The organism is Permianibacter fluminis (genome assembly GCF_013179735.1).
Taxonomy (GTDB): domain Bacteria; phylum Pseudomonadota; class Gammaproteobacteria; order Enterobacterales; family Permianibacteraceae; genus Permianibacter; species Permianibacter fluminis.
Genome location: NZ_JABMEG010000002.1, coordinates 613,478 through 640,185, shown reverse-complemented (window position 1 = coordinate 640,185; position 26,708 = coordinate 613,478). Strand labels below are relative to the sequence as shown.

27 protein-coding genes are annotated in these 26,708 nt (G+C 60.0%); 9 read left to right on the top strand and 18 right to left on the bottom strand.

The features are described 5' to 3' along the window. The first annotated feature begins 251 nt into the window (after positions 1-251). Positions 252-902 carry a hypothetical protein gene (locus HPT27_RS18005; RefSeq protein WP_172246342.1) on the top strand — a complete coding sequence of 217 codons (651 nt, stop codon included), beginning with the start codon at positions 252-254 and terminating at the stop codon, positions 900-902. A gap of 118 nt (positions 903-1,020) precedes the next feature. On the opposite strand, the gene HPT27_RS18000 is transcribed toward HPT27_RS18005, so the two are convergent. The 15 genes from HPT27_RS18000 to HPT27_RS17930 all read right to left on the bottom strand — a co-directional run bounded on the left by HPT27_RS18000 (position 1,021) and on the right by HPT27_RS17930 (position 13,015). Then, the gene (locus HPT27_RS18000) at positions 1,021-1,806 is read right to left on the bottom strand and encodes a TatD family hydrolase (RefSeq protein WP_328820723.1); all 786 of its coding nucleotides are present in this window, start codon (positions 1,804-1,806) and stop codon (positions 1,021-1,023) included. A 16-nt stretch (positions 1,807-1,822) separates the two neighbouring features. Next, the gene (locus HPT27_RS17995) at positions 1,823-2,212 is read right to left on the bottom strand and encodes a VOC family protein (protein ID WP_172246341.1); all 390 of its coding nucleotides are present in this window, start codon (positions 2,210-2,212) and stop codon (positions 1,823-1,825) included. A gap of 438 nt (positions 2,213-2,650) precedes the next feature. Beyond that, a complete protein-coding gene (locus HPT27_RS17990; RefSeq protein ID WP_172246339.1) occupies positions 2,651-3,034 on the bottom strand; it encodes a PilZ domain-containing protein in 384 nt (127 codons plus the stop codon). A gap of 6 nt (positions 3,035-3,040) precedes the next feature. Continuing rightward, positions 3,041-4,042: a DNA polymerase III subunit delta' gene (gene holB, locus HPT27_RS17985; protein ID WP_172246336.1), complete on the bottom strand. Its 1,002-nt coding sequence runs from the start codon at positions 4,040-4,042 to the stop codon at positions 3,041-3,043. Further along, positions 4,039-4,692 carry a dTMP kinase gene (gene tmk / locus HPT27_RS17980; RefSeq protein WP_172246334.1) on the bottom strand — a complete coding sequence of 218 codons (654 nt, stop codon included), beginning with the start codon at positions 4,690-4,692 and terminating at the stop codon, positions 4,039-4,041. Before tmk ends, holB begins: the two co-directional genes overlap by 4 nt. Beyond that, a complete protein-coding gene (mltG, locus tag HPT27_RS17975) occupies positions 4,682-5,701 on the bottom strand; it encodes an endolytic transglycosylase MltG (RefSeq protein ID WP_172246332.1) in 1,020 nt (339 codons plus the stop codon). Before mltG ends, tmk begins: the two co-directional genes overlap by 11 nt. Positions 5,702-5,717: 16 nt before the next feature. Then, positions 5,718-6,542 (bottom strand): aminodeoxychorismate lyase, encoded by an 825-nt coding sequence (gene pabC / locus HPT27_RS17970; protein WP_172246329.1) that lies wholly within the window; start codon positions 6,540-6,542, stop codon positions 5,718-5,720. 185 nt (positions 6,543-6,727) lie between these two features. After that, on the bottom strand, positions 6,728-7,966 hold the full coding sequence (gene fabF, locus HPT27_RS17965) for a beta-ketoacyl-ACP synthase II (RefSeq protein ID WP_172246327.1): 1,239 nt from the start codon (positions 7,964-7,966) through the stop codon (positions 6,728-6,730). Positions 7,967-8,068: 102 nt separating this feature from the next. Further along, positions 8,069-8,305: an acyl carrier protein gene (gene acpP / locus HPT27_RS17960; RefSeq protein WP_172246325.1), complete on the bottom strand. Its 237-nt coding sequence runs from the start codon at positions 8,303-8,305 to the stop codon at positions 8,069-8,071. Between the two features lie 199 nt (positions 8,306-8,504). After that, positions 8,505-9,251 carry a 3-oxoacyl-ACP reductase FabG gene (fabG, locus tag HPT27_RS17955; RefSeq protein WP_172246435.1) on the bottom strand — a complete coding sequence of 249 codons (747 nt, stop codon included), beginning with the start codon at positions 9,249-9,251 and terminating at the stop codon, positions 8,505-8,507. A 59-nt stretch (positions 9,252-9,310) separates the two neighbouring features. Next, the gene (gene fabD / locus HPT27_RS17950) at positions 9,311-10,240 is read right to left on the bottom strand and encodes an ACP S-malonyltransferase (RefSeq protein WP_328820729.1); all 930 of its coding nucleotides are present in this window, start codon (positions 10,238-10,240) and stop codon (positions 9,311-9,313) included. Positions 10,241-10,279: 39 nt separating this feature from the next. Continuing rightward, positions 10,280-11,269, bottom strand: a complete 990-nt coding sequence (locus HPT27_RS17945) for a beta-ketoacyl-ACP synthase III (RefSeq protein ID WP_172246321.1) — start codon at positions 11,267-11,269, stop codon at positions 10,280-10,282. Between the two features lie 69 nt (positions 11,270-11,338). Continuing rightward, positions 11,339-12,367 carry a phosphate acyltransferase PlsX gene (gene plsX / locus HPT27_RS17940; RefSeq protein ID WP_172246319.1) on the bottom strand — a complete coding sequence of 343 codons (1,029 nt, stop codon included), beginning with the start codon at positions 12,365-12,367 and terminating at the stop codon, positions 11,339-11,341. 38 nt (positions 12,368-12,405) lie between these two features. Continuing rightward, a complete protein-coding gene (gene rpmF / locus HPT27_RS17935) occupies positions 12,406-12,570 on the bottom strand; it encodes a 50S ribosomal protein L32 (protein ID WP_172246317.1) in 165 nt (54 codons plus the stop codon). A gap of 73 nt (positions 12,571-12,643) precedes the next feature. Further along, a complete protein-coding gene (locus tag HPT27_RS17930; RefSeq protein ID WP_172246315.1) occupies positions 12,644-13,015 on the bottom strand; it encodes a YceD family protein in 372 nt (123 codons plus the stop codon). A gap of 233 nt (positions 13,016-13,248) precedes the next feature. On the opposite strand from HPT27_RS17930, the gene HPT27_RS17925 reads away from it, so the two are divergent. After that, complete coding sequence (locus HPT27_RS17925; RefSeq protein WP_172246313.1) at positions 13,249-13,839, top strand: Maf family protein; 591 nt, start codon at positions 13,249-13,251, stop codon at positions 13,837-13,839. 40 nt (positions 13,840-13,879) lie between these two features. Here HPT27_RS17925 and leuB read toward each other — a convergent pair whose 3' ends face one another. The 3 genes from leuB to leuC form a co-directional block, all read right to left on the bottom strand. After that, entirely contained in the window at positions 13,880-14,947 is a 1,068-nt protein-coding gene (leuB, locus tag HPT27_RS17920) for a 3-isopropylmalate dehydrogenase (RefSeq protein WP_172246310.1), read from the bottom strand. Between the two features lie 42 nt (positions 14,948-14,989). Further along, positions 14,990-15,637 (bottom strand): 3-isopropylmalate dehydratase small subunit, encoded by a 648-nt coding sequence (gene leuD, locus HPT27_RS17915; protein WP_172246308.1) that lies wholly within the window; start codon positions 15,635-15,637, stop codon positions 14,990-14,992. A 97-nt stretch (positions 15,638-15,734) separates the two neighbouring features. Continuing rightward, the gene (gene leuC / locus HPT27_RS17910) at positions 15,735-17,138 is read right to left on the bottom strand and encodes a 3-isopropylmalate dehydratase large subunit (RefSeq protein WP_172246306.1); all 1,404 of its coding nucleotides are present in this window, start codon (positions 17,136-17,138) and stop codon (positions 15,735-15,737) included. 152 nt (positions 17,139-17,290) lie between these two features. Here leuC and HPT27_RS17905 point away from each other — a divergent pair, with 152 nt between their 5' ends. The 7 genes from HPT27_RS17905 (at position 17,291) to HPT27_RS17875 (ending at position 26,659) form a co-directional block, all read left to right on the top strand. Then, complete coding sequence (locus HPT27_RS17905; protein ID WP_172246304.1) at positions 17,291-18,169, top strand: LysR family transcriptional regulator; 879 nt, start codon at positions 17,291-17,293, stop codon at positions 18,167-18,169. Between the two features lie 364 nt (positions 18,170-18,533). Then, positions 18,534-19,592 carry a phosphotransferase enzyme family protein gene (locus HPT27_RS17900; RefSeq protein WP_172246302.1) on the top strand — a complete coding sequence of 353 codons (1,059 nt, stop codon included), beginning with the start codon at positions 18,534-18,536 and terminating at the stop codon, positions 19,590-19,592. Between the two features lie 61 nt (positions 19,593-19,653). Further along, positions 19,654-20,499, top strand: a complete 846-nt coding sequence (ypfJ, locus tag HPT27_RS17895; protein ID WP_172246300.1) for a KPN_02809 family neutral zinc metallopeptidase — start codon at positions 19,654-19,656, stop codon at positions 20,497-20,499. Positions 20,500-21,045: 546 nt separating this feature from the next. After that, positions 21,046-22,410: a TolC family outer membrane protein gene (locus HPT27_RS17890; RefSeq protein WP_172246298.1), complete on the top strand. Its 1,365-nt coding sequence runs from the start codon at positions 21,046-21,048 to the stop codon at positions 22,408-22,410. An 81-nt stretch (positions 22,411-22,491) separates the two neighbouring features. Further along, positions 22,492-24,663 carry a type I secretion system permease/ATPase gene (locus tag HPT27_RS17885; protein WP_172246296.1) on the top strand — a complete coding sequence of 724 codons (2,172 nt, stop codon included), beginning with the start codon at positions 22,492-22,494 and terminating at the stop codon, positions 24,661-24,663. Next, the gene (locus HPT27_RS17880) at positions 24,660-26,057 is read left to right on the top strand and encodes an HlyD family type I secretion periplasmic adaptor subunit (protein ID WP_172246294.1); all 1,398 of its coding nucleotides are present in this window, start codon (positions 24,660-24,662) and stop codon (positions 26,055-26,057) included. Before HPT27_RS17885 ends, HPT27_RS17880 begins: the two co-directional genes overlap by 4 nt. Next, positions 26,057-26,659, top strand: coding sequence for a response regulator transcription factor (locus HPT27_RS17875; RefSeq protein ID WP_172246292.1), 603 nt, complete (start codon positions 26,057-26,059; stop codon positions 26,657-26,659). The genes HPT27_RS17880 and HPT27_RS17875 overlap by 1 nt, the downstream gene beginning before the upstream one ends. Positions 26,660-26,708: the final 49 nt, after the last annotated feature.

Genomic DNA, 26,708 nt, shown 5'->3' with positions numbered 1-26,708 from the left:
TAAGAGTCCGGGCCCATTCTACGTCAGCGCCGGGCGTCACTCCATCTGGCCAGACTAGCCGCGGCATCGGCGCTTGATCGATATCAAACCGGATGCGGCCTGCCGGTTCAGGCAGCGCTCAGCCGACGCCGACCAAACTGGCGCCCTTGCACTTGTTGGCCCGGCTTGTAGACTGGGCCCACTCGCGCAGTATGCGTCCGGCAGACGGCCGGCGCCCCGCTCTACGCATTGGCAGGATCAGGGAGATCATCATGCAATCCACGGCAAAAGTTGGCCTGTGTTTCGGAATCGCGGCGTTGTTGCTGACGTCTTGCGCGTCCATCGACAAGGGCACGGCGCTCAAATGTGGCGCGTTCGCGCTCGGTGGCGCCGCCATCGGCGCTGCCATCAGCGGCAAGAAAGGCGCTGGCCGTGGCGCGTTGGCCGGGCTTGCCGCCTGTGCGGTGGTCGAAATTGTCAGCCGGCAGACCCGCAGCAAAGACGAAGTCGAGCAGGACTATCGGGCCGCCAATAAAGGCAAGCTGCCGGCGAAAGCCGAACTGGTGGCATACCAGACCACCCTGAACCCGGACGCCACGCTGAAACGCGGCGATGCCCTGAAAGTGCAGTCGACCATACGGGTCGTGGCCGGCACCGGCGAACCCATCAAGGACGTCAAGGAAGTGCTGATCGCTTACGCGCCGTCCGGCGAGGAATTCAAACGTGGCGAGAAAAAAGCCAATGCCACCGATGGCAGCGGCGAGTTCGTCAACACCTTTACCTTGAAGCTGCCGGATGGCGCGCCGGAAGGCGAATACAAAATTGAAACCCAGGTGCTGATCAACGGCCGCGAAGTATCGAGCCAGCCACGCAGCATCCAGATGGTGGCCATTGCCGCCGAGCACGGTTACGCCAGCTTGTGAGCCGACATGCAACAAATAAAAAAACCGGGCCATGCCCGGTTTTTTTATTTCAGATTACGTCCCGGCTTTTCAGCAACCGCCGACGGGCAGCACGCGATGACCGCAAGCCCTGTCGCGATCAAATGGCGACATCGGCCCGGCGGAACAGCTGACAGAAATTGGCGGTGGTCTGCGCCGCCAGCGCGTCCAGACTGATGCCTCGCTCGCGGGCAATGCACTGCGCCACCTCGACCACATAGGCTGGCAAATTGCTCTTGCCGCGATACGGCACCGGCGCCAGCCAGGGCGCATCGGTTTCAATCAGCAAGCGATCCGGCGGTACGTTCCGGGCAACTTCGCGCAGGCTATCGGCATTGCGAAACGTGACGATACCGGACAAGGAAATATAAAAACCGAGCTCCAACGCGGCGGCTGCCATTGGCCAGTCTTCAGTAAAACAGTGCAGCACGCCACCAAACTCGCTGGCGCCTTCTTCTTTCAACAAATTCAGCGTGTCAGTTTGCGCCTGCCGGGTATGCACAATCAGCGGCAGACCAAGCTCGCGGGCCAAGCGGATATGGGCCCGAAAGCTGCGCTGCTGCGCCTCGGCACTTTCCGGCTTGTAGTAGTAATCGAGCCCGGTTTCGCCAATCGCAACCACCTTGCAATGGTTGGCGGCGCTGCGCACCCAATCGAAATTGGTTTCGTGGATACCTTCATAGAGCGGATGGGTACCGACACTGCAACTGACATCGGCATGGGCTTCGGCAATGGCCAGCACCTGCGGAAAACTGTCTTGCTCGACGCCGATATTCAGGAAATGGCAAACCCCGCGGGCACGCGCCTCGTTCATGACCTGTTCGAGCGTGACGCCTTCCGGCAATTCGAGCCGATCGAGGTGGCAATGGGAGTCGATGAATTTCACAACAGGTCCTGCAGGTTCAGACAAGCGGCTCTTCTGCTTGGTGCTGGAAGAAACGCAACAAATACCCATCCAGATCACGAACAAAAAATTCGCGCTGGACATAAACACAATCGTTGCCACGATAGCGGGCCGTGTACGGCGGCTTGTGCAGGCAGTGACCGGCGCCAGCCAATCGATCCAGCAGTGGCTCCAGCTGGTCGACTTCAATCTGGAAATGCAGCCGGGAATCCGTTACCGGTGGCAGCGCCGCGCTGCCATGCGGGCGTTCCAGCAACATAATCTGGGCACCGCCGCGATCGAAATAACCAAACCTGTCTTCTGTTCGCTCAAAACACAGCGCAAAGCCTAAAACATCGCGATAGAACTGTTTGGCCCGATCATAGTCGTTGACCATCAGTTCGGGCACCAGCCGACTCCATTCCATTTTTTGCAACTATTTCCTCGTAGATGTAGCTGCTTATTCGCAACGACCTTCCACCCAAAATGTTTGCCTTTGTGCGTCGTAACCGAATCCTAGTATTTGCATGTTGCCACGACATGGACCTGGGGACCGTTCGCCGGAAAGACCTCGGACGAGATATTGGCGCAAATTGTCGTCGTCTAATGATTCGTCATCACTTAACTTCAGACGCTCATATTTGAATTCAGCGTGGGCCGAAACCAACTTGCTTGGAGCTTGATGAAACCACGCAGTCTGACGGGGAGCAAACAACCACTCGCAGCCAGTCAGGCTGAGCAACACCACAAAAAAAGGCCCGAGGTTTCGCACGAGAGTTAAAATCCGATGAAGCATCTACGTGGCGACTAAAAAAAACAGTCACTCAAATTCAGAGCGGCAGATGACTCACATGGTATGTGTAGGCTTGTCCGACTGCAGCGCACCGGCCAGATAGGCTTCGATTTTGGTTCGGGCCTGACCGTTGTCCTGATTGGAGAATTGGACGCCGATACCGGCCGCGCGATTGCCCTGGGCGCCACGCGGCGTTACCCAGATGATGCGACCGGCAACCGGAATTTTTTCCTTCTCTTCCATCAGCGTCAGCAGCATGAACACTTCGTCGCCGACGTTGTACTGGCGCGTGGTCGGAATGAACAAACCACCATTTTTGACGAACGGCATGTAGGCGGCATACAGCACAGCCTTGTCCTTGATGGTCAGGGACAAAATACCGTGACGCGGACCGCCCGCTGGTGCGGCGCCGGTACCTGCGCTTGCTGCATCAGACATTACCGATTACCTCGTTGAAGTTGCCGACTTACTATGGCGCATGCCGGCAGTGAAATCAAACCATTGAATCAGAACGCTTTCCAGCAAAGTCTGGGCGTGCAGCGCCGGATTGGCTCGCCAGGCCCGCATGGCCTCGAGAACCGCGCTGACAAAGCGATCCCACAGTATCGCCGGCACTTTGCTCTCGCCGTTAAGGCTCTTCTGCAAACCGCGGGCAGCAACCCGCTGCAGGTGCAGCAGCGCCAGCGTGACATCGGTTTGGCTGGCCGCCAGCTGCACCGGGCTCAGTTCGCCGCGGGCCACGGCGAGCAGACCTTTTTCCAGGCTGTCGACCTGGGCCAGCGCATCCTGTGCCAGCAGGCCCTGCACCCGCAGCGGTGCGCCAGCGGCCAGCACCAGCGCCTGCTGCAATCGCTCTGCCGCCAGCTCGGGATGTTGAGCCTGCAGCCAGGCCATCGCCGCCGCCGGTTCAGGCGGCGCCAGCGGCAGTCGCTGGCAGCGGCTGCGTATGGTCGCCGGCACCCGCTCCAGCTGGTGCGCAACCAAAATCAGCACAATCGACGAACCGGGCTCTTCCAGGGTTTTCAGCAAGGCATTAGCCGCCGACAGGGTCATCGCCTCGGCCGGCTCGATAATCACCGCCCGGTAACCGGCCCGATGCGCCGATTGCTGCAACAGGCCGGACAGTTCACGGACCTGTTCGATACCGATGCTTTGCTTGTCTTCCGGGATGCTGAGCTGCAGAAAATCCGGATGGTGACCGGCCAGCCGCAGCGCACAGCCGGCGCAATGTCCGCAGGCCGGCTGTTCGGCACGCGCCTCGCGGCACAGCAACCGGGCCGCGTAATGCTCGGCCAGCCAACGCTTGCCGATGCCGCGCGGTCCATGCAGCAACAAACCGTGCGCGACCCGATTGGCGTCGAGCGACCAGCACAGTTTTTTCCAGACTGGTGTCAGCCAATCCGGCAAGACGGGCAACGCATTTGCTGCTGCACCGGTGTCCGTCATGATGCACACGCGCCAATTCGGTTCGCCAACAGTGCCGCGATGTCGCGTTGCACATCGGCCAGACTCTGGCCGGCATCGATGATGGCAAAACGTTGCGGCTCGGCGGCGGCACGCTGCAAATAGACCTCGCGCACCCGGATGAAAAAGGCCAGTTGCTCGCGCTCGAACCGATCCGCTTCGCCACGCTGCCGCGCCCGCGCCAGCGCGATATCCGGATGCAGATCAAGCAGCAGCGTCAGGGTCGGTTTGAACGCGGCGAGCAACCAAGTTTCCAGCGCGGCAATGCGCGCCATCGGCAACTGGCGGCCGCCGCCCTGATAAGCAAAGCTGGCGTCGACAAACCGATCCGACAGCACGGTTTTGCCGGCCGCCAGCGCCGGTTTGATGACCGTCGCGACATGCTGGGCGCGGGCGGCAAACATCAGCAGCAGTTCGGTGTCGGAATCGACCACTTCCTCACGCGGTGCCAGCAGCAGTTCACGGATCTGCTCCGCCAGCGGCGTGCCACCGGGTTCGCGCGTCTGCAGCACATCATGACCATGCTGGCTCAGCCAATCACGAATGAACGCCAGATTGGTTGATTTGCCAACGCCCTCGATACCTTCGAGCGTGACAAAACAAGGAGCTGACTTGTGGGAGTTAGCGACCACGACCACGCCTCTTCAATTGAAATTCGCGCACGGCAGCATTGTGCTGCTCCAGCGTCGCCGAAAATACCGTGGTGCCGTCACCGCGGGCAACAAAATACAGTGCATCGCCGGCGGCGGGGTTGAGCGACGCCTGAATAGCTTCACGCCCGGGCATACAAATAGGCGATGGCGGCAGACCCGCGCGGGTGTAGCTGTTATACGGGGTATCGGTCTGCAAATCGACCTTGCGCAAATTGCCATCGAATCGCGCGCCCAGACCATAGATGACGGTCGGATCCGTCTGCAGGCGCATGTTCTTGTCGAGCCGGCGAACAAACACGCCGGCAATGTCATGCCGATCGCTGGCGTGACCGGTTTCCTTTTCGACAATCGACGCCATGATCAACGCCTCATAAGGCGTGGCATACGGCAATTGCGGCTGGCGTTTTTCCCACTCCTGCGCCAGCACGGTGTCCATCACCCGCATCGCTTCGGCGAGCACGTCGCGATCGGACATGGTTTCGGTATAGGAGTACGTCGACGGAAAGAATTGCCCCTCCGGGTGCAGACCCGGCTTGCCGAGTGCCGCCATCAGTTCGGCGTCGGTCATGACCGGCACCGTTTGTTTGAGCTTGCGCGCTTTCGCCAGCACCGCGCGCAGATCGCGAATATTCCAGCCTTCGACGAAGGTTACCGAATAATGGATGACATCACCGGCCCACATCCGGTACAGCACGCTGCGCAGCGAGTCACCGCGCGCAATCCGATAGGTGCCGGCTTTGATATCGGCCTCGCGCGGATGCAGCTTCAACCAGACCCGCCACCACGGTGATGCCTGCAGCCAGCCTTTGCTTTGCCAGTCGCGCAGCACGGCATTGGCATTGCTGCCCCGCGCCACTTCGTACTCGACCGTTTCGGAATCGCTGTTGAGCACAGCCTGATCCAGCGCACTCACTTGCCAGAACACATAGCCGCCAGCCGCCAACCCCAGCGCAATCAAAATCGCCAGCAAGCGAAGCAGAGCTTTCATGGCAAAACGCTCCTGCTCATGGCGAAACGCTCCGGCCAATGGCCTGTTGCAGGCGACGGGTTTGTTCGCCGATGACCCAGCGCCGGTCCGCCAGCGCCAGCACCGGCCACAAGCCGATGATGCTGTTGCAGATAAACACTTCGGTCGCTGTCTGCACATCGGCCATCGAATAATCACCTTGCGCTACGTTGATGCCCTGCGCCTGAAACCGCGCCAGCAACTCGGCGCGCATGACCCCGGCCACGCCACAGCGATCCAGCGCTGGCGTGCACCAATGGCCATCAGCATTGCAGAAAAACAGATTGCTGGTCGTGCCTTCGATCACATGACCGTTGCGATCACACATCAAGCCTTCGGCGATGCGGGCGTCCTGCCACTCGGCACGCGCCAACACCTGCTCCAGCCGATTGCCGTGTTTTAATCCGGCCAGCAGCGGTTGTTCCGACAGCTGCGTTTCGCACCAGCGCAATTGCACGCCATCGCGGCCACGCTGATCAATGTCCGCCGGCCAATCCCGTCGCAGCAGCAGCCGCCGGACGTTGCCTGCAACGGGCAAGGCGTAACCACGGCCACCAGCGCCCCGGGTCAGCGTCACCCGCAAAATCGCGCGTTCAACGCCTGCACACGCCGCCATGACTTCCTGCGTCAGCAGGTTCAGATCCAGCACCGGAAATTGCAGTCGCAGCAGACTCTGTTGCAGCCGCTCGCGGTGGCGTGGCCACAATTCTGGCTGGCCATCACGGACGGCAATCGTGGTGAAACAGCTGTCGCCAAACAGCAGCGCGCGATCATCCACCGCAATGCGGTCGCACGGAATGCCATCCAGCCAGCTGTCAGTCATGTGTTGGTCCACGGTCCGTTTTCATTCGCCATCGGTTGCCGATTTCGGTGCAGGGTTTGCCACGATCTGCGCTCGTGTCCGGGCAGAAAATCAAAACGCCCGGGCAGGCAGAGCCTGACCGGGCGTTACACACGTCAAAGACAACGGCGTCAGCAGCGGTATCGATACCGATAGCCGCGTACGCCTTAGATCTTTTTGAAGACCAGCGTGCCGTTGGTACCGCCAAATCCGAACGAGTTCGACATGACGACATCCAGCTTCGCTTGCCGCGCCGTGTGAGGCACATAATCGAGGTCGCAACCTTCATCCGGATTATCCAGATTAATGGTCGGCGGCACCACCTGATCACGCAAAGCCAGGATGCTGATAATCGCTTCGACTGCACCCGCCGCACCCAGCAAATGGCCGGTCATCGACTTGGTTGAGCTGACCATCACCTTCTTGGCTTCGGCAGCGAACACATGCTTGATCGCCATCGTCTCGGCGGCATCGCCCGCTTTGGTCGAGGTGCCATGGGCGTTGATGTAATCGATCTGGTCCGGATTGAGACCGGCATCTTTCAACGCGCTGGCCATCGACAAAGCCGCACCGGCACCATTTTCCGGCGGTGAGGTCATGTGGTAAGCATCACCCGACATGCCGAAGCCGATCAGCTCTGCATAAATTTTCGCGCCGCGTTTTTTCGCGTGTTCGTACTCTTCCAGCACCAGCACACCGGCGCCGTTACCGAGCACGAAACCATCACGATCGCGATCCCAAGGCCGCGAAGCCTTGGTCGGCTCATCATTGCGGGTCGACAGCGACCGGGCCGCGCCGAAACCGGCCAGACCGAGCGGCGTGGTCGCATCTTCGGCGCCACCGGCCACCATGACATCGGCGTCGCCGTACATGATGATGCGGGCAGCGTGACCGATGCTGTGCGCGCCGGAAGTACAGGCCGTAACGATCGCCAGGTTGGGGCCGCGCAAGCCGAACTGAATCGACAGATTGCCCGACACCATATTGATGATCGAACCCGGCACAAAGAACGGCGACACTTTGCGCGGACCGCCATCGCGGAGCGCATCGTGATTTTGTTCAATGGTGCCGAGACCGCCGATACCGGCGCCAACGAGGCACCCGATGCGAGCAGCATTTTCTTCGGTGACAACCAAGCCGGAATCCTGAAAGGCCTGCACACCGGCAGCCATGCCGAGCTGGATGAACGAATCCATCCGACGGGCATCTTTGGCCGGCATGTAAGCTTCCGGATTGAAGCCTTTTACCGAAGCGGAAAAGCGGGTCGAGAAATTGGTGGTGTCGAAAGCTTCAATGGAGGCAGCTCCACTGCGGCCGGCTTTGATGCCGTCCCAGCTTTCATTGACGGTGAGGCCAAGCGGCGAGAGCATGCCAAGGCCAGTCACCACGACGCGTCGTTTGACCACGTGCGGTCCTCCCTGGGAGATGTCTTCAAGTGAAAAACGGGCGACTGGAAAGCCGCCCGTTTTTTTTATTTGTTACAGACAAAGCGCAGTCGCAACGAAGACTTAGTTGCTGTTGGCCTTGATGTAATCAATGGCTGCTTGAACAGTGCTGATCTTCTCGGCTTCTTCATCCGGGATTTCCAGATCAAACTCTTCTTCCAGCGCCATAACCAATTCAACGGTGTCCAGCGAATCGGCGCCCAGATCGTCAACGAAGGAAGCTTCGGCATTGACGTCTTCTTCTTTTACGCCAAGCTGCTCCACAACGATTTTCTTGACGCGTTCTTCGATAGTGCTCATGGAAATACATTCCTCTAGACAAGCGAGGCAGCTAGTTTATGGATTCGGCCCCCATTTGCAAGCTTGGGCACCGCCGGTCGGCTGCTGGTTCGACCAGAAAAACCGCCACATTCTTGTCGAAATGCGGCGATTTAACAACTACTTAGCGCAAGTTCTGGATGTTTTCGCACCAAAGCGGTGCAGCAACGAACCGACGAACTTACGCCATATTCATTCCACCGTTGACGTGCAAAGTCTCGCCGGTGATGTAACCGGCCGCTTCTGAGGCCAGGAAACCGACCGCCGCCGCGATGTCTTCCGCCTGACCAAGTTTGGCCAGCGGGATCTGGGTCGACAGCTTTTCTTTCTGTTCTTCAGAAAGCGCATGGGTCATGTCGGTTTCAATGAAGCCCGGTGCCACCACGTTGGCGGTGATGCCGCGCGAACCGACTTCCCGGGCCAAGGCCTTCGAAAAACCGATGACACCGGCTTTGGCGGCCGCGTAATTGCTCTGGCCAGCGTTGCCCATTGTACCCACGACGGAACCGATGGTGATGATGCGGCCCCAGCGCGCTTTCATCATGCTGCGCAGGCAGGCTTTGCTGAGCCGGTAAATCGACGACAGATTGGTATTGATAATCGAATCCCACTCATCATCTTTCATCCGCATCAGCAGATTGTCGCGGGTGATGCCGGCGTTGTTGACGAGTACATCAGGCGCTTTGCCGAATTCTTTTTCGATGGCGGTCATCAGCGCTTCCACTGACGCGGCATCGGCAACGTTGACCATCAGCCCCTTACCCTTGACGCCATGCTCGGCGAAGTAGCGGCTGATGCTGTCTGCGCCGGCGTCCGAGGTCGCAGTGCCAACAACAGTCGCGCCTTGCTTGCCAAGCTGCAAGGCAATCGCTTTGCCGATACCACGGCTGGCGCCGGTGACCAGCGCGAGCTTGCCGTTCAGATCCAGATTCATGTTCGCTTCCTTTTGCTCAATTAACCCGCTGGCAGATTGCCGCGGCGCCCCGCTCAGCCGGCCAACGCGGCGTCAAATGCCGTTTTGTCCTGCACGCTGGTGGCAGTCAATTCTTTGTTGATGCGCTTGGCGAGCCCCGCCAGTACCGCGCCTGAACCGCACTCAATCAGCCGGGTGACACCACTGGCCGCCAAGGCTTGCACGCTTTCGGTCCAACGCACCGGACGATACAGCTGGCGAACTAGGGCATCGCGAATTTTTGCCGGATCGGTTTCGATGGCGACATCGACGTTATTGATCACTGAAATGGCCGGCATGTTGATCGTGATTTGTTGCAGCAGTGTGGCAAGCCGCTCGGCCGCCGGTTTCATCAACAGGCAATGCGACGGCGCCGAGACATTCAGCGGCAACGCCCGCTTGGCGCCTTTGGCCTTGCACGCTTCCATCGCCCGCTCAACCGCCGCTGCATTACCGGCAATCACCACCTGACCGGGCGAATTGAAATTGACCGGCGCGACCACTTCGCCTTGCGCACTTTCATCGCAGGCGGCCTGAATGTCGGCATCATCGAGACCGAGAATGGCGGCCATTTTGCCCTGCCCTTCCGGCACCGCTTCCTGCATGAACTTGCCACGCGCTTCGACCAGCTTCACGGCATCGGCAAATGCCAGCGCGCCGCTACAGACCAGCGCCGAGTATTCGCCGAGGCTGTGTCCGGCCAGCAGCGCCGGCTGGGCGCCATCACGCGACAACCACAGGCGATACAACGCCACGCTGGCGGTCAGTAGGGCTGGCTGGGTCCGCCAGGTCACATTCAAATCGGTTTCCGGGCCGTGCTGGCACAGCGCCCACAGATCGTAGCCGAGGGCATCGCGGGCTTCGGCGAAGGTTTCGCGCACGACATTTTCATCGGCAAACGTCGACAACATGCCGACGCTTTGCGAACCCTGACCGGGAAAGACAAAAGCTGTAGTCATTGCAATCACGCCAGTGAGAATTTCATCGAACTTCGATAGGAAAAATCAGAACCGGACCAGTGCCGAGCCCCAGGTGAAACCGCCACCAAAGGCTTCCATCAACAAGGTCTGGCCGCGCTGAACCCGACCGTCACGGACCGCAGCATCGAGTGCCAACGGAATCGAGGCGCTGGAGGTGTTGCCATGGTCACCGATGGTGACCACAACGCGCTCCATGGGCATGTCCAGCTTGTTGGCAATGGCCTGAATGATGCGCATATTGGCTTGATGCGGAATCAGCCAATCGATATCGGACTTGCTGAGTCCATTCGCCGTCAGCGTTTCATCCACGATGTTGCTGAGCGTACGAACCGCAACCTTGAACACTTCATTGCCACGCATGACGATGAACCGTTCTTTGTCTTTCGGATCGTCCCGCTCCGGATCATTCGGCAGCGGATTCGGACAGTACAACAGATCTTCGTAAGAGCCGTCGGCATGGATATGGGTCGACAGAATGCCCGGTTCTTCACTAGCACCCAGGACAACCGCGCCGGCACCATCACCGAACAGAATACAGGTGGTCCGGTCCTGCCAGTTGATGATACGGGTCAGGCATTCGGCACCGATGACCAGTGCGTATTTGATTGCACCGGATTTGATGTATTGATCGGCAACGCTAAGGCCGTAAACAAAACCGGAACAGGCCGCCGTCAAATCAAACGCCGGGATACCGGCCAAGCCCAGATTGCGTTGAACCAACGCCGCCACACTCGGGAACACCCGATCCGGCGTCGCAGTACCCACCACGATCATGCCGATGTCTTCGGTGCGAATACCAGCCATGGCAATCGCCCGTTTGGCCGCTTCGGTACCCATCGTTGACGCGGATTCATTGGCGCCGGCGACGTGACGCTTGCGGATACCGGTGCGTTCAACAATCCAGGCATCGTTGGTCTCGACCAATTTTTCCAGATCAAAATTGGTCAGTGCTTTCTCCGGAAGAAAGCTACCGGTGCCCAGAATCTTGCTGTAGGTCGATTTTTGAGTTGTCACGCTGTCTTCACGCCGGTTGATGTTCAAGCTACTTGCACAGGCAAAGCAGGCTGCTGTAGCCAAGCCGTCTCAGGAAACGGCTCGGCTCACCAGAAGCGCTTCGATTTCGCTGCGGATTTTCTGCGGCACGTTGTAGTGGACTTCCTTGATCGCTTCTTCAATAGCGCAGACCGTTGCGGCCTCATTGGCACCGCCGTGGCTCTTGATGACGATGCCATCCAAGCCTACCAGACTGGCGCCATTGTACTGGTCGGGGTTCAACCGGTTACGAAATGACTTCAATACCGGCATCGCGACCGCAGCACGAATCTTGCTGATCCAGCTGTGGGTAAATTCGTCTTTCAGTTTCGCCATCACCAGTTTGACGATGCCTTCGCTGGCTTTGAGCACGGCATTGCCGACAAAGCCATCACAGACAATCACATCGGCTTCACCGGCATAAATGCCGTTGCCTTCGACAAAACCGATGTAGCGAATCGCTGGCGTATTGCCGAGCAATTGAGCGGCCTTTTTCACCTGCTCATTGCCTTTGATTTCTTCCTCGCCAACATTCAGCAAGCCGACCGATGGCGAACTCAAACCATCCACGGCGCTGGCAACGACCGAGCCCATCACCGCGAACTGGAACAAAGCTTCAGCATCGCAATCGATGTTGGCGCCCAGATCGAGCATGTGGCAGTGACCGGTCATGGTCGGCAGCTTGGTGCAAATCGCAGGCCGATCAATTCCCGGCAGCATTTTGACGACAAAGCGCGCCAGCGCCATCAGGGCGCCAGTGTTGCCAGCCGACACGCAGGCCTGAGCCTCGCCGTCGCGAACCATTTGCAGGGCAACGCGCAATGACGAATCTTTTTTCGAACGCAACGCGACCGACGGCTTGTCATCCATCAGCACCACTTCGGTCGTATGACGGATCCGGAGACGTGGGTGCTGCTCCGCATTGCGCTGACGCAACAAAGCCCGAATCGCTGCCTCATCGCCTACAAGGACGAGCTGCAGATCCGGGTGCTTGTCGAGCGCGGTCAACGCTGCGGGGATAGTAACTGGGGGGCCGTAATCGCCCCCCATGCAGTCGATCGCCAGAGTGACTTGGGTCACGTTGGCTAATCTCTGTTGTTGTTTTACGTAAAAGCCAGTTAGATGACTTTGCGACCGCGATAGAAACCGTCGGCGGTGACGTGGTGACGACGATGAGTCTCGCCGCTTTCCTGGTCAACCGACAGAGTCGGGTTGGTCAGCTTGTCGTGACCACGACGCATGTCGCGACGCGCACGGGACTTTTTGTTCTGTTGAACGGCCATGGCTTTAACTCCTCACTACAATTCAGTAACTGCAATTCAATAACGGCAAATCGTTGTGACCGCTACGGTCGCCTTACGATTGGCCTGGTTTCTTCAGCCCGGCCAAAACCGCGAACGGATTCTCTTTGGTCGATGCTTTCGGTTCTTCTGCGGCAGACTGCAGTGCGGGCACTGCGACTCCACAAGCTCCCGGTTCATGGTTGGCCACGACCGGCAGACTCAAAATCAATTCGTCTTCGAACAAATCGCGGGTGCTGATTTCTTCGTTATCGTCTTCGAGAATCAGCGGATCCAGATCTTCGCTGAGTTCGTCGGCTTCATCATCGTCTTTCACCACGCAGAGCGTGAATTCGTGATCAACGCGATGCAGCATTGGCTGCAAACAGGTCTGGCATTGCAAATGCAAATCCGCTTGCACATGCGCGACAAGCAACGGCCGGCGCATGCCGTCCAATGCTCCGCGCAAATCACATTTGACCTCGCCGTCTTCGCTGGTCAGCGAAGGCAATAACCGGTCAAACTGCGCGAGTGGCCAAACACCGGAACACACGGCGTTTTGGCTGGCAAACTTGTGGGGCGCAAGGCGCTCCGGGGGCCGCTGGTCACGCATAGGGGCGCGATTGTAGCGATGGCCCCCCCTTTCGTCAAAACTAATTGCCAAACAGGGACTTGCTGACCATGACCCCGATTCCACTGATTCTGGCCTCCGGTTCACCGTACCGGGCCCGTCAGTTATCCCAGTTGGGGCTGACGTTCGAGATTGTACGCCCGGATGTCGATGAAACGCCGCTGGCCGGCGAACCGCCGGCCGATCTGGCGCTGCGTCTAGCCGAGGACAAAGCCCGCGCGGTCGCCAGAAACTGGCCGAAGGCCTGGGTAATCGGTAGTGACCAGACGGCCGATTGCGGCGGCCTGCTGTTGGGTAAACCCGGCAGCGCAGAACGGGCACAGGCTCAATTGGAACAAATGTCCTGCAAAACCGTGCTGTTCCACAGCGCGCTCTGCCTGCTGGCGCCGGACGGCCAGGCCGAACGGGTCAATGTCACGACCACCGTCCAGCTGCGGCAACTGAGCCCGGCTGAAATTGCTGCCTATATAAAGAAGGAGCAACCGCTCGATTGCGCCGGCAGCTTCAAGGTCGAAGGACTCGGCATCAGCCTGTTTGACTGGATACGCTCGGACGACCCCAGCGCGCTGATTGGCTTGCCCCTGATTGGGCTTTGCCGGCTGCTGAGAGAGGCCGGCTGCAACCCGACCACAATCCCTTGATGCAGGAGCGGGCGTGCCCGCTCCTGCCGACAACCGAGACTTACAACGCAGCCAGAACCGCGTCGCCCATTTCCTTGGTGCCGACCTTGGTCTTGCCTTCGGTGTAGATATCACCGGTGCGATAGCCCTGTGCCAGCACTTTCCTGACGGCCGCTTCAATGCGATCAGCCGCAGCAACTTCGTTCAGCGAATAGCGCAGCATCATCGCCACCGACAGGATCATTGCCAACGGGTTGGCGAGGTTCTTGCCGGCGATATCCGGTGCCGAACCGTGGATCGGCTCGTACAAGCCTTTGTTGTTTTCATCGAGTGAGGCCGAGGCCAGCATGCCGATCGAACCGGTCAGCATCGACGCGGCGTCGGACAGGATGTCGCCGAAAATATTGCCGGTGACCATGACGTCGAACTGCTTGGGGTTGCGGATGAGCTGCATCGCAGCGTTGTCAACCAGCATGTGCGACAGCTCGACATCCGGATACTCCTTGCCCACTTCGATGACGACATCACGCCACAGCTGGGTGCATTCGAGCACGTTCATCTTGTCGACCGAACAGACTTTCTTGTTGCGCTTCTGGGCGGTGCGGAAGGCGACGTGGGCGATGCGACGGATCTCGCTCTCGCTGTAGATCATGGTATTGAAGCCGACCCGCTCGCCGTTGCGCACTTCGATGCCACGCGGCTCACCAAAATAAATGTCGCCGACCAGCTCGCGGATGATCATGATGTCGAGCCCGGCCACCACTTCCGGTTTCAGCGTCGAAGCATCGGCCAGTTCGGCATAGACGCTGGCCGGCCGCAGGTTGGCGAACACGTTCATCGCCTTGCGAATGCCGAGCAGACCGCGCTCCGGGCGTTGCTCACGTGGCAGGGTGTCGTACTTCGGACCGCCGACGGCGGCGAGTAACACCGCATCCGCAGCGAGCGCCAGCTTCAGCGTTTCGTCCGGCAGTGGCTTGCCGGTGGCATCAACGGCACAGCCGCCGATCAACGCGGTTTCGGTTTCAATCTTCAGACCATCTTTCTTCAGCGCGTCCAGCACGCGCACGGCCTGCGCCATGATTTCCGGACCAATGCCGTCACCCGGCAACAGCAATACGTTCTTGCTCATGTTCAATTCCTGTTGGATAAAACTGGCTTTGATTACGTGGATTTAGCGAATCGCACCGAACAGCCACGGCCGCTCGGCCTTGCGCTGGGCTTCAAACGTCTTGATGGCGTCGACATGCTGCAAGGTCATACCGATGTCGTCGAGACCGTTGACCAGCACGTGCTTGCGCGGCGCGTCGATGTCGAATTTCAATGTGGTGCCGGCCGAGCTGGTGATGGTCTGGTTCGGCAAATCAACCGTCAGCGTATAGCCTTCGTTGGCCGCGCATTCGGCGAACAGCGTATCCATCACGTCATTGCCGAGCACAATCGGCAGAATGCCGTTCTTGAAGCAGTTGTTGAAGAAAATATCGGCATAGCTCGGCGCCAGAATGCAGCGGAAGCCGTAGTCCAGCAGCGCCCACGGCGCATGCTCACGCGAGGAGCCGCAGCCGAAATTCTCGCGCGCCAGCAACACTTGCGCGCCCTGAAACCGCGGTTGATTCAGCACGAAATCCTTGTTCAGCGGCCGCGAGCTGTTGTCTTTGCCCGGCTCGCCCTGATCCAGATAGCGCCATTCATCGAACAGGTTCGGACCGAAGCCGGTGCGGTTGATCGACTTCAGGAATTGCTTCGGGATAATCGCGTCGGTATCAACGTTGGCGCGATCCATCGGGGCAGCCAAGCCTTTCAGTACGGTAAATTTTTCCACGGTTTGCTCCGTCGTAGGGTGGGTCAAGCGTAGCGGACCCACCGTTTGTGTCCGTGGTGGATCCGGCGCTATGCGCCTTGATCCACCCTACAAACGATTAGTTGAATGTGCGTACGTCGACGAAGTGACCGGCAATCGCAGCTGCCGCCGCCATCGCCGGGCTGACCAAGTGCGTACGACCGCCCTGCCCTTGCCGGCCTTCGAAGTTGCGGTTCGAGGTCGAGGCGCAATGCTCGCCAGCCTGCAAACGGTCCGCGTTCATCGCCAGACACATCGAGCAACCCGGCTCGCGCCATTCAAAACCGGCTGCCAGAAAAACCTTGTCCAGACCTTCTTTTTCGGCCTGCAACTTCACCAAGCCAGAACCCGGCACCACCATCGCCTGCTTGATGGTCGGCGAAACTTTCTTGCCTTTGGCAACAGCCGCGGCTTCGCGCAGATCTTCGATGCGCGAGTTGGTGCAGGAGCCGATGAAAACACGATCCAGTTTGATCGAGGTGATCGGCTGATCGGCTTTCAGGCCCATGTATTCGAGCGCACGAGTGATGCCTTCACGCTTGGTGGCGTTGGCTTCATTGGCCGGGTTCGGCACCTTGGCATAAACCGGTGCGACCATCTCGGGTGAAGTGCCCCACGTCACTTGCGGTTCGATGTCTTCGGCTTGCAGTTCAACAACGGCATCGTATTGGGCAGCACTATCCGAAGTCAGGGTTTTCCAGTAGCTGACGGCTTTGTCCCAGTCACTGCCTTTCGGCGCGTACGGTCGGTCTTTCAGATAGTTGATGGTGATGTCATCGACCGCCACGATGCCAACGCGGGCACCGGCTTCGATGGCCATATTGCAGATAGTCATGCGACCTTCCATCGACAGGCCGCGAATGGTATCGCCACCGAATTCGATGGCATAACCGGTGCCACCGGCCGTGCCGATTTTGCCGATCACCGCCAGCACGATATCTTTGGCGCCGACACCGACACCGAGCTTGCCACTGACTTTCACCAGCATGTTTTTGCTTTTCTTCTGCCACAGGCATTGGGTGGCCAGCACGTGCTCGACTTCCGAAGTGCCGATACCAAAAGCAATCGCACCGAAGGCGCCATGGGTCGCAGTGTGCGAGTCACCACAAACAATGGTCATGCCCGGTAGCGTCGCGCCTTGCTCCGGGCCGATGACGTGCACGATGCCCTGGCGAACATCGCTCATCTTGAATTCAACGATGCCGTATTCGTCGCAGTTCTTGTCCAGCGTTTCCACTTGCAGGCGCGAGATCGGATCGGCGATGCCGCGAATGCGGCCCTCGGTCGGCACGTTGTGATCCGGCACCGCCAGATTGGCGTCGATACGCCAGGGTTTGCGCTTGTTGAGCTTGAGGCCGTCGAACGCCTGCGGGCTGGTGACTTCGTGCAGCAGCTGACGGTCGATATAGATGAGCTCGGCGCCGGTGTCAGCGCGCAGAACAACGTGCTCGTCCCAGAGTTTGTCGTACAGGGTGCGGGCCATTGCGGTCGTTCTCCAAGAAAAGCCCCGGCATTGGGGATGGCCAAGCATAGCCGCCGGGCCTCCAATAACTCCAATTTCGTTTTTTTATGAATTGCATTCCAATATGGAATGCAGCACAGTGCCGGCTCACCCCAACCGCCTCTGGCAACCGTGTGGACCATGCCCAGTTAAAAGCGTTTGTCGCCGTCGCCGACAGTCAGTCGTTCTCGCGCGCGGCCGACAGCCTGCACCTGACCCAACCGGCGGTCAGCAAACGCATCGCCAATCTGGAGACCGAGCTTGGCCAGCGCCTGTTCGATCGGGTCGGCCATGCCGTGCACCTGACCCCGGCTGGGCAAACGCTGTGGCCGCGCGCGCGGCAACTGCTGCTCGACATGGAAGACGCCGGCACCGCGCTCAGCAATCTCACCGGTCGGGTCGCCGGGCCGCTGCGCATTGCCACCAGCCACCACATCGGCCTGCGCCGACTGCCGGCCCTGCTCAGCGACTACACCCGCCGCTATCCAGAGGTGACGCTGGAATTCGATTTTGTCGATTCCGAACAGGCCTACCGTGATGTCGAACAAGGCCTGCGCGAGCTGGCTATCGTGACCCTGCCCGATCAGCCGGAGGCGAGCGTCGCCGCGGTACCGGTCTGGCGCGAACGCCTGATCCCCTGTGTCCAGCGCCAGCACCCCTTGGCGAGAAAGAAAACAGTCGCCATTGCCGAACTCGGTCAGCACCGGGCTGTGTTGCTCGGGGGCCATACCTTTACCCAGCAAAAAGTCGATCAGATGTTTGCCGAGCATCAGGTCACGCTACACGACCGAACCAGTAGCAGCTATCTGGAAGCCATCGCGATGCTGGTGACCGCCGGCCAGGGCTGGGCGCTGCTGCCCGACATCATGGTCCGCGATGAACTGGTCGCGCTGAATGTGCTGCCGGCCATCGCCATCGAGCGTTCACTGGGCGTGGTGCATCACCGCGAACGCACGTTGTCGAATGCCGGCCGCGCCCTGGTGCAATTGCTCAGCGAAGCGGCCAGTCCATGAGTCAGCACGGGCAACGTTCGATTGCATGCGGTCGGACCTGCCGCCAAATTGCGGATGCACGGCTCGCTACGAATATGCCTTGCTTGACAGGCAGCGCCACCGCGACCACGCTACGCGCCGTTTGTTGCGACGAGCTGAACTGAAGTGACTTGAATTGCAGGGACTTGAATTGCAGGGACTTGAATTGCAGTGCCTTGAATTGCAGTCCCTTTTGCGACTTGCTGCCAAGACTTCAAGCTAGTGAACTTTGATTGCACCGCACGCAAGCTCATACAAACCCACGCCACCTCAAGCCACTGACGCCGCTAACGCCTCAGGGCCGGACCAGAAAGATTTGACGATGCCGATGGATTCTCCCAGCCTGATGCCCGCCGCAACCGTGTCCGCCTTGCGCGCTGCCTGGCAATTGCCGGCATCACCGGCGCAAGCGCTGGGCGGCGAAGAAAGCCGTATCAATATCAGTTTGCGCATTGGCGATGTCGTGCTGCAGCGGATCAACTCTGCGGTGTTTCCCCAGCCGCAGCGCGTAATCGAAAACGTGGTGCAGGTTTGCCAGCATCTGGCCGACCATGTTGCCGACCTCAGCTATCGTGAGCAGGTCCTGCAACCGATCGCCAGCAAGAACGGTGATTACGCCGCCCTGATCGACGGCGGTTACTGGCGTGCCACCCGGTTCATTCCAAACGGCATCAATCATGATCGGGTCGGCAGCGAGGCGGTCGCGCGCGAAGGGGCGCGAGCCATTGCCGCGTTTTTGCTGGCACTGCGCGATTTCAATCCCCGCCATTACCAGCCGGCGCTGCCGGAATTCCATCAGCTGTCCAACCGCATTCAGGCGCTACGGGAAGCCGTGCAAAGTGATCGACTGGGCCGGCGTCAGCACGCGGCCAGCGTCATCGCCGGCTGCGAGCATTTCCTGCCGCAGCTTGAACATCTGGAACAGCAATGCGTCAGCGGCCGCTTGCCGGCGCGCTTTGTTCACGGAGATACCAAGATCGCCAATGTATTGTTTGACCAGAACGGCGCCAAAGCACTGGCCGTGCTCGATCTGGACACGGTCATGGTATCGAGTCTGGTCTTCGATTTCGCCGACATGGCGCGGTCCTACTGCAATCCGGCCGGCGAGCACAGTGTGCCCGATGCCGTGACCGTGTCGACGCCACTGTTCCGCGCCCTTGCCGATGGCTTTTTATCGGTGCTGGATAGCGAGCTCGTCCGGGTCGAACGTGAAGCCCTGCTGCCCTCGACTCTGGCGATAACCGCAACGCTCGCCATTCGCTTCCTGACCGATCATTTGAATGGCGATCATTACTTCCGGGTCGAACAATCCGGTGACAACCTGCGCCGGGCGGCGGTACAACTGGCGCTGGCGCAGGCATTCGAACGGGAACAGAAAAACTTGCGGCGGTTTTTGCGGCTCTGAAAGCTTGCCATTCTCGCAATGGGCAGGAGCCAGTCCGGCCATTGATTCAGGAGAACCGAACATGAAATGGGAAGGTTTTCGGCGTAGCAGCAATGTGGAAGATCGGCGCGGCATGCGCGCAGGAAAAGGTCTGGTTGGTGGCGGCATTGGCGGCATCGTGTTGCTGCTGATCGCAATGTATTTTGGTGTCGATCCGCAATTGCTGATGCAAGGCGCCGAAATGGCCGGCGCCGGCAGTGCCACGACCGAACAAGGTCCGGCCTTGCAACCAGGTCAGGATCCGCAAGCCGATTTTGTTGCCCATGTGCTGGGTGATACCGAGGATGTCTGGACCGCCGTGTTTCAGCGCGAAGGCGGCCAATACCGGCTGCCAACGCTGGTGCTGTTCACCGACTCGACCGCAACCGCTTGCGGCATGGGCGAATCGGCGATGGGGCCGTTTTATTGCCCGCCCGATGAAAAGGTTTACATCGATTTGGGTTTCTATCGCGATCTGAGCCAGCGCTTTGGCGCGCCCGGCGATTTCGCCCAAGCCTATGTCATCGCGCACGAAGTCGGCCATCACGTGCAGAATTTGCTGGGTTTGTCCGAACAAGTGCACAAGGCGCGGCAGCGCTTGTCGGAAGCAGACAGCAATGCCCTCTCGGTCAAACTGGAATTGCAGGCCGATTGTTTCGCCGGACTCTGGGCGCACCATGCCGAGAAACGCCTGCCGTTTCTTGAGTCGGGCGATGTCGAAGAAGCGCTGACGGCCGCCGCCGCCATCGGCGATGACCGCTTGCAGCAACAGGCCGGTGGCCGGGTCGTGCCCGAGTCGTTCACCCACGGCAGCAGCAAGCAGCGGGTGCACTGGTTCCGGGCCGGGCTGGAGCAGGGCCAGCTGTCCGCCTGCGATACCTTCAACTGAGCCGGTTGCTGATTAGGACCGGCGGTTATCTGTACTGTCAATCGCCGGTTTCGGTGGCGCACTGGAGCGCCGCCTTGAGCGCCCGCTAGAGGTTCCGGTCACAACCGCCCGGCCCCCCTCTGCCGATGATCCGACACGCCAAATTTCCGCCAACTCTTTGCAAGTGGCTGTAAAGATCCCCTACAAGCCTCTGTTTTTATTTGCTTTGTCGCTGGCGGGAATTACCGCAAATGGCGTAATGTGCCGTATTTTGTCAGGCCAGCATCGCGCCGCAGCGTAGGCGTTCGTTTGCCGCACGCGGCTGGTCGGTACCAGAAAACCTCAGGAATCATCAGCATTGGCGCAGGCTGCAAGCGTCCAGCTCTCCTGACAGCAAGCAATAGGGGAATCGCGGCACACTTCTTGCCCAAGTGCTGCAAAGGTCCGAGCACCCGTCAGCACCACTGACAGTGACCGGATGCCAAGGAATGGCAACAACACTCAGACTTTTGCCGCCACCAGCCGAGCTGTCGGTGGCTTTGTGGACCCAGAGAGACGAAAGTGACCATGCCATTCCAACCGCGCCCGTTGGCGAAACTGTTGTGTTGCCTGTTCTTGCTCGCCGCGCCGGCTTACGCCCAGAACGAGGTCGACGATTTGCGCGGCGCGGTCACCATGGCCGTCACCAATCAACCGCTGACCCGCAACAGCTGGTTTGAATTTCAAGCCTCACTCGATGCCCGTGAAGCGGCGTTCGGCGGCTACCTGCCAAGGGTCGATCTGCAAGCCAACTGGGTTCAGGAAAAGCGCGAACGGCCCGGCCTGTTCGGCACTTCGACCAGTGATCTGGATGGCGACAGCTACGCTCTGGTGCTGCGCCAGATGATATTCGACGGCTTTGCCACCCCGGCAGAAGTCGGTCGCCTCGATCACCTGTCGGTCGCTGCCTATTACCGCTGGCGGCAAAGCGCCGAAGAAACCGCGCTGGAAGCCAGCCGCGCGTTTCTGGATCTGCTCCGGTTCAAGGAGCTGAACAGCCTGGCCGAACAGAATCTGAAAGCGCATGAAACCACGCTGAAACAAATTGAAGAGCGAGTGGGTGCCGGCGTCAGCAAAGGCGTCGATCGCGAGCAGGCCATCGGCCGGCTGGCGCTGGCGCGCAGCAATCTGCTGACCGAACGCAGCAACCTGCAGGATGTGAACACCCGCTTTCAGCGCGTGGTCGGTAGCCGCCCGGCGGCTGAACTGAAGCCGCTGCCAAGCATTACCGGCGCCGTTCCGGATGGCGCGGTTGGCACCGGTGCGCTCGACAGCGCGCCGCAACTGCTGGCCACGCTAGCCGAAACCGACGCCGCCCGCCGGGCCCATGAAGGTGCCCAGGCCGGTTACTACCCGTCGTTGGAATTGCAGGCCCGCCGCGATGACGGCAATGACATCGATGGCGTGACCGGCGATCAGGAAACCACCCGGGTTGCCGTGGTGCTGAGTTACAACCTGTTTGCCGGCGGTTCTGATCGGGCCCGTGATCGGCAATTTGCCAATCAACTTGCCGCCGCCCAATCACGCCGTGATGCCAGCTGCCGGGAAGTCGGTCAAATCGTCGCGGTCGCCTGGAGCGATCTGCTGACCCTGCGCGAGCAAATCGCGTCGCTCGAGCAGCATGTGCAATCGATGACCAAAGTCCGCGAAGCCTATCGCCAACAATTCCAGCTCGGTCAGCGCAGTCTGCTCGACTTGCTCGACACCGAAAACGAGTTGTTCCAGGCCCAGCGGGCCCTGATCAACGGCCGTTACGATCTGGAACTGGCAGCGGCCCGGGTGCTGGCACCACGCGGTCAATTGCTGAACGCGCTGCGCATCAACACTGAGAAAGTGGCCGATGCGGCGCCGAATGTGGTCGCTACCGGCTGCACCGTGCCGGCGCTGAATTGAGTCAATCACGCGGCATAAAGGGATGACAGGGCAACCGCCATACCGGTATGTTGCTGTGGTTCCTTGCCGCCGAGTCTGTGCATGACCGACCGTGTCGACAGCAGTCACGAAACCCCTGCCAGCTGGGCACTCGAACCGGGCAGCGATCCCTTGCTGTCGGGTTTGCTCTATCTGTGTCGTCATCACGGCCGCGCCCGCTCGGCGCTGACGCTGACCGCCGGATTGCCGTTGCAAGGCGGACGGCTGATGCCATCACTGGTCACCCGCGCAGCCCGTCGCGCCGGTCTGCACGCCCGGCTCGCCCGGCGACCGTTCTCGCATATTCCGGGCGCCCTGCTGCCCTGTCTGCTGCTGCTGAAAGACAATCAAGCCTGCGTGCTGATGGGCTGGAACCGCGACGGTTTGGCCGAGGTCGTCTTTCCGGAACAAAGCAATGATGTGCTGACCCTGACCGACGGCGAACTGGCCGAGCGCTACGCCGGCGTCGCCATTTATGTCCGGCCCAAATTCCTGTTTGATCGGCGCACCAGCGAGCAGTCGCAGGCAAAAAGCGAGCACTGGTTCTGGTCCGCCATTTTTTCCGCGCGTCATCTGTATCGCGACATTTTCCTGCTCGCGTTCGTGCTGAATTTGCTGGCCTTGACCATGCCGCTGTTCACGATGAACGTTTACGACCGGGTCGTGCCCAATCACGCCTTTGCCACGCTCTGGGTGCTGGCACTGGGCGCGCTGCTGGTGCTGTCGTTCGATTATCTGCTGCGCAATTTGCGCACCTGGGTACTGGAGCTGGCCAACAAACGCATCGACAACAAATTGTCGGCGCGGATGATGGAGCAGATCCTCGGCATGCGGCTGGAGCACCGGCCGGCGTCGGTCGGTTCGTTTGCCAACAACGTCCGCGCCTTTGAAGCAGTGCGCGACTTTATCGCCACGGCGTCGGTGACAACGTTTATTGACGTACCGTTCGGCATCATTTTTCTGGTGGTGCTGGCGGTGATTAGCTGGCCGCTGGTGATCCCGCCGCTGATTGGCATTCTGGTGATCACGCTGCATGCCTGGTGGAGTCATCAGCGCCTGGCCGAGCTCGCCGAACAAACCCATCGCGCCGGCGCCCAGCGCAGCGCCACGCTGGTGGAAGCGCTGAGCAATCTGGAAACGCTGCGCGCGTTCAACGCCGCCGGCCAGATCCAGGCCCGCTGGGAAACCGCCACCCGTTTTCTGAGCCACATCAATGGCCGCATTCGCAGCCTGAGTCAGCGCACGGTCGCGTTCACGATGAGCTGGCAGCAACTGACCTCGGTTGCCGTGCTGATCCTCGGCGTGTATCTGCTCGCCGAAGGCGAGATGACTCAAGGCGGATTAATCGCATCAATGATGCTGTCAGCGCGCTGTCTGGCGCCGATGGGTCAGGTTGCTGCTTTGCTGACCCAGTTGCAACAAACCCGAACCTCACTGCAATCACTAAACACGATGATGGAAACGCCTGTTGAGCGGCCGGCGGACAGTCAATTCATCAGCCGCGAGCGGTTTGAAGGCGGTATCGAATTTCGCCATGTCAGCTTGCGTTATCCCGGCACCGAACAGGATGCCCTCAGTGAGCTGAGTTTCCGCATCTTGCCCGGCGAGCGGGTCGGCATCATCGGCCGTATCGGTTCTGGCAAGTCGTCGCTGCAGCGCCTGATTGCCGGGTTATATCAACCGACCACAGGTTCGATCCTGATCGACGGCATCGACATTCGCCAGCTCGATCCGGTCGAGCTGCGCCGCGCCATCGGCTATGTGCCGCAGGATCCGGGGCTGGTGTTCGGCAGCTTGCGCGACAACATTACGCTCGGCGCGCCACATGCCAGCGACGCGCAGGTTTTGAGCGCTGCGTTCCGCGCCGGCGTTGCCGATTTCGCCAACCGTCATCCGTCCGGCTTTGCCATGCAGGTCGGCGAGCGCGGTGAAGGTTTGTCTGCCGGTCAGCGCCAATCGGTCGCCATTGCCCGGGCTTTGCTGCTGACGCCGCCGCTGCTGTTGCTCGACGAGCCAACCAGCCATATGGATTTCATCAGCGAAGAACGGCTGAAGCGGCAGCTGGAACCGGTAATCAGCGGCCACACCGTGCTGGTCATCACCCACCGCACCGCCTTGCTCGATTTTGTTGATCGCCTGCTGGTGCTCGACAACGGCAAATTGATCGCCGATGGCAAGAAAGACGAGGTGCTGCAAGCGCTGAAAGAAGGCCGCATCAAGGGAGCCACATCATGACGCTCTCGCCGGTGCAATTGTGGCGGCAGCTGCGCGGCTGGCTGGCGTTCCAGCTGGAAAACATCCGCGAATGGCGCGAGCATCGTGAGCTTGCTGGCGACATGGATTTTCTCGAAGACGCCGACGCCGAGATTCTCGCCCAGGACGAGCGCGGTCTGCGCGCGGTGATCTGGAGCTGCGTCATTCTGGCGCTGATTCTGCTGCTCTGGGCCAGCATGGCCCGCATCGACGAAGTCGCGCGTGGCGAAGGCAAGGTGATTCCCTCCTCACAGATCCAGATCCTGCAAAGTTACGACGGCGGCGTGGTGGAAGAAATTCTGGTGCGCGAAGGCGCCATCGTCGACAAGAACCAGTTGCTGCTTCGTATCGATCCGACCCGGTTTAACTCCACGCTGCGCGAAACCACGGTGCAGGTCGAGGCCTTGCAAGCGAAAGCCGCGCGACTGGAAGCGCTGGTCAACAACAAGCCGTTTACGCCGCCACCGGGTTTGCAGCAAGCCGATGCGGCGTTGATTGCCCAGGAGCGCTCGTTGTACGAATCGAGCCTGGCCGGCCTGCGCAACAACCTCGGCATTGCGCTGGACCAGCAGAAGCAGCGCGAGCAGGAGCTGACCGAAGTCCGTGCCCGCAACAAGCAAGCCAGCGAAGGGCTTGATCTGGCCGAACAGGAATTGAAAGTCACCAAGCCGCTGGTCAGTACCGGCGCGGTGTCGCCGGTCGAGTTGTTGCGACTGGAACGGGAGGTGTCGCGGCTACGCGGCGAAAAAGCGGCCAGCGAAGCCCAGATCCCGCGCCTGGAAGCGGCAGTCGGCGAAGCCAAAGGCAAACTCGATGAAGTCAGCTTGAATTTCCGCAATGAGATGGGCGCCGAATTGTCCGATGTACAAGCCAAACTCAAAGGCATGACCGAAAGCAGCGGCGCCCTGGCTGACCGGGTCAAGCACACCGAAATTCGCTCGCCGGTGCGTGGCACCGTCAAACAGATGCACGTCAATACCCTTGGCGGCGTGGTGCAACCGGCGCAAAGCATCATCGAAATTGTGCCGCTGGAAGACAGCTTGCTGCTGGAAGTGCGCATCCTGCCGAAGGACATCGCGTTCATTCGCTCGGGTCAGCAAGCGCTGGTCAAATTCACCGCTTACGATTTCGCGATTTATGGCGGCCTGGATGCCACCGTTGAACAGATCAGCGCCGATACCGTGACCGACGACAAGGGCAACGCTTTCTATATCGTCAAAGTCCGCACCAAAACCGCCTGGCTCGGTAGCGCGCGGTTACCGATCATTCCCGGCATGGTTGCCGAAGTGGATCTGCTGACCGGCAAACGCACCGTGTTGTCTTACCTGCTCAAACCGGTACTGCGCGCGACGCAGCGGGCGATGGGTGAAGCCTGATGGCAACGGTTCTGTGCTGGCTCGGTAACATAACGCTGAAAGATCGCTGGCAGACGGCGCTCAGCGAACATCGTTTTGTTGACGGGGGTGGCCGCGCCGCCGTGATGCAGGCGCCGCCGTCGATCCTGATCATCGAAGCCAATGTCACGCTGCTGAAAAAACTCAGCACCGATCCGGACTGGCAACCCATCCTGCGCAGGCATCGGGTGCTGTGGGCCGATCCGGCACCAACCGACGAATCGGGTCTGAATGCCCTGCAAGCCGGTTGCGTCGGTTACTGCCATCTGTATTGTCATCCGGAGCAGTTGCGGCAAATCATCGCCGTGCTGGCGGCCGGCGAGCTCTGGGTTGGGCGCGATTTGATGCTGCGTCTGCTCAGTGCCGTGCAGAAGCAATTGCCGACGGTCAACACCGAGGCCATGGCGGAACTTACCGAGCGCGAACAGAGCGTCGCCAAACTGGTGGTCGAAGGCCTCGCCAACAAGGAAATTGCCGAGCGCCTGGCCATCACGGTGCGCACGGTCAAGGCCCACCTGACCACCATTTTCGAAAAACTCGGCGTCCGCGATCGGCTGCAGCTGGTCGCGCGCTTGCGGCAATAGCACCGGCGCCCTTCGACCGTCTGTCCCGAACGGCCCGCCCTTCTCGGCG

Excerpts from the sequence above, each read along its gene's own strand:
- HPT27_RS18005 (WP_172246342.1), top strand. The coding sequence starts at position 252 with ATGCAATCCACGGCAAAAGTTGGCCTGTGTTTCGGAATCGCGGCGTTG.
- HPT27_RS17990 (WP_172246339.1), bottom strand. The coding sequence starts at position 3,034 with ATGTCTGATGCAGCAAGCGCAGGTACCGGCGCCGCACCAGCGGGCGGT.
- holB (WP_172246336.1), bottom strand. The coding sequence starts at position 4,042 with ATGACGGACACCGGTGCAGCAGCAAATGCGTTGCCCGTCTTGCCGGAT.
- mltG (WP_172246332.1), bottom strand. The coding sequence starts at position 5,701 with ATGAAAGCTCTGCTTCGCTTGCTGGCGATTTTGATTGCGCTGGGGTTG.
- pabC (WP_172246329.1), bottom strand. The coding sequence starts at position 6,542 with ATGACTGACAGCTGGCTGGATGGCATTCCGTGCGACCGCATTGCGGTG.
- acpP (WP_172246325.1), bottom strand. The coding sequence starts at position 8,305 with ATGAGCACTATCGAAGAACGCGTCAAGAAAATCGTTGTGGAGCAGCTT.
- rpmF (WP_172246317.1), bottom strand. The coding sequence starts at position 12,570 with ATGGCCGTTCAACAGAACAAAAAGTCCCGTGCGCGTCGCGACATGCGT.
- HPT27_RS17930 (WP_172246315.1), bottom strand. The coding sequence starts at position 13,015 with ATGCGCCGGCCGTTGCTTGTCGCGCATGTGCAAGCGGATTTGCATTTG.
- HPT27_RS17925 (WP_172246313.1), top strand. The coding sequence starts at position 13,249 with ATGACCCCGATTCCACTGATTCTGGCCTCCGGTTCACCGTACCGGGCC.
- leuB (WP_172246310.1), bottom strand. The coding sequence starts at position 14,947 with ATGAGCAAGAACGTATTGCTGTTGCCGGGTGACGGCATTGGTCCGGAA.
- leuC (WP_172246306.1), bottom strand. The coding sequence starts at position 17,138 with ATGGCCCGCACCCTGTACGACAAACTCTGGGACGAGCACGTTGTTCTG.
- HPT27_RS17900 (WP_172246302.1), top strand. The coding sequence starts at position 18,534 with ATGCCCGCCGCAACCGTGTCCGCCTTGCGCGCTGCCTGGCAATTGCCG.
- ypfJ (WP_172246300.1), top strand. The coding sequence starts at position 19,654 with ATGAAATGGGAAGGTTTTCGGCGTAGCAGCAATGTGGAAGATCGGCGC.
- HPT27_RS17890 (WP_172246298.1), top strand. The coding sequence starts at position 21,046 with ATGCCATTCCAACCGCGCCCGTTGGCGAAACTGTTGTGTTGCCTGTTC.
- HPT27_RS17885 (WP_172246296.1), top strand. The coding sequence starts at position 22,492 with ATGACCGACCGTGTCGACAGCAGTCACGAAACCCCTGCCAGCTGGGCA.
- HPT27_RS17880 (WP_172246294.1), top strand. The coding sequence starts at position 24,660 with ATGACGCTCTCGCCGGTGCAATTGTGGCGGCAGCTGCGCGGCTGGCTG.
- HPT27_RS17875 (WP_172246292.1), top strand. The coding sequence starts at position 26,057 with ATGGCAACGGTTCTGTGCTGGCTCGGTAACATAACGCTGAAAGATCGC.